Annotated in this window: 1 protein-coding gene; it reads left to right on the top strand. The window is 64.0% G+C overall.

The features are described 5' to 3' along the window. Positions 1-117: 117 nt before the first annotated feature. Positions 118-849: a TetR/AcrR family transcriptional regulator gene (locus tag AC1D1G_RS44755; protein ID WP_418342602.1), complete on the top strand. Its 732-nt coding sequence runs from the start codon at positions 118-120 to the stop codon at positions 847-849. Positions 850-1,884: the final 1,035 nt, after the last annotated feature.

The raw sequence follows: 1,884 nt of genomic DNA, 5'->3' as shown, positions 1-1,884 counted from the left end.
GGCCTGGGTTGTAGTACCCAGTCAACGCTGCATTCTCCGACGTGTCAACACTGTAGGTCTACTACCGAGACCTACGGCAAAGGCCTACAGTTGGATGCGATGAAGGAAGTGTTTCTTATGGCCAAGGCCCCCGCTGATCGCACGACCCGCTCCGGCAACGGTCAGGTTCCGGACAGCGGCCCGATCACCCGACAGCGAATCCTGACGGCTGCACTCGAGATCATCGACCGCGACGGAATCGACGCACTGTCCATGCGTCGCCTCGGCAAAGCCCTGGGCCGCGACCCGATGACCCTCTACCGTCACGCCCCGAACAAGGCCGCGCTCGTCGACGCCGTCGTCGAGCGCGTCCTCGAACAACTCGAGGTCGACACCGACGACGGCGACTGGGCAACACAACTCCGGGAGGTCGCCCGGGGCTTCCGCCGGTTGGCGCTCGACCATCCCCACGTGGTCCCGCTCCTGGTCACCCGACCCCTGTCGACGCCCCTTGGGCTGCGCCCCCTGGGAACACTGCGCCCGCTCGAGAACATCCTCACCTTGCTCACCCGGGCAGGTTTCACTGCGACTGATGCCCTGCACGTGTACCGGGCCTTGTTCGGCTTCCTCCACGGTCACGTCCTCAACGAACTCCAGGAAATCGTCGAACAACCCGACGAGCACGACGACTTGCTGCGCTTGGGCCTGCACCGGCTGCCGATCGGAGACTTCCCCCTCCTGCGCGGCCTCGCACCCGTCTTGGCGTCGTACGACGGCACCGCGGAACTCGAGCGCGGCCTCGACATCCTGATCACGGGACTCACCGCAACACTGCCCTACCCCGGCAGCCCCGCCCCTACTGTGAGCTGAACCCAGACCATGGACGAACCTTTTGCGCCCTCCAACGCGCAGCACTAGTGGCGACGACGTGCCCGGCGCTGCCGCAGAAGAGGCGAACACGGATAGAGACGGTGCCCTCACACCGTCGCCCCGGCTGCAGCTTCGCGAGATCATTCGCTGTCGTGGGGCGCGCTGGTGGTGGTGGGGCTGACAAGGGATTGTGTCAACCAAATGGTTGAGGATATTGCGCGCCAGTACTGGTGATCGACATGGGGAAGTGTCCAAGGCCGTCAACAACGTCAGCAACAGCGGGGCAGACCTGCTGAAGCGATCGCAGCGGAGGATACCCTCTGACCACGGTGGCGCCCCGCAGGCCCGTCCTCTCGGCGGACACGCCCGCGTCGGAATACCACCGGTAAGGCCGCTGTTGAAGGCTATGACGGTGGCGCCCATACCCCGGGTACCACACCAGAAAAGTCGCTGCGAGCGACCACTTGCCGAGAGGCGATATGGCGTCACTGTCGCCCCTGACCGGGTAAGACCTACATTGCGTAGCGTTCCCGGAAGGGACGAGGAGCCGCTGACGCCGGGGAAGGTGCCGGCGGCTTCCCTTTGCCTTCTCACCCGGTGTCAGTTGCGGGGTGGATCTCGCCGCGATGCCTCGAGCAGCACAAATGCCGTGTCCGATGGGTTGGTGACTACAAGGGAATGTCTGAGCCGAGTCGAGAGCGGATCCCCGGCAACTACCACTGGATACACAGCGGAGGCTGACCGGATCTCGAATTCAAGGCCATCCTGTGGCCACATACAGACATTTCGGACAGCATCCTCAGGGTCGGGCAGTAGAGTTACGGCTATCATCCGGGCCGGTTCGTTGCGGCCTCGCTCGACACATCTCGTTCGACGGAGAGAATGCACCATCAGCAATCCACACCGCGCCGGAACATCACCGAGAACCCACAATCTTCGCCACGCAGCAGCTGGCACGGCCTGGGTACTTTCGTTCGCCTACTTGTTGGCGGAGGTGTTCACCGCGGCGGCGTGGAGCACGCCTTACAGCTTCGC

The organism is Rhodococcus sp. P3_B8 (genome assembly GCF_056402775.1).
The sequence above is the reverse complement of the archived record's forward strand: the minus strand, read 5'-3'. Positions and strand labels throughout refer to the sequence as shown.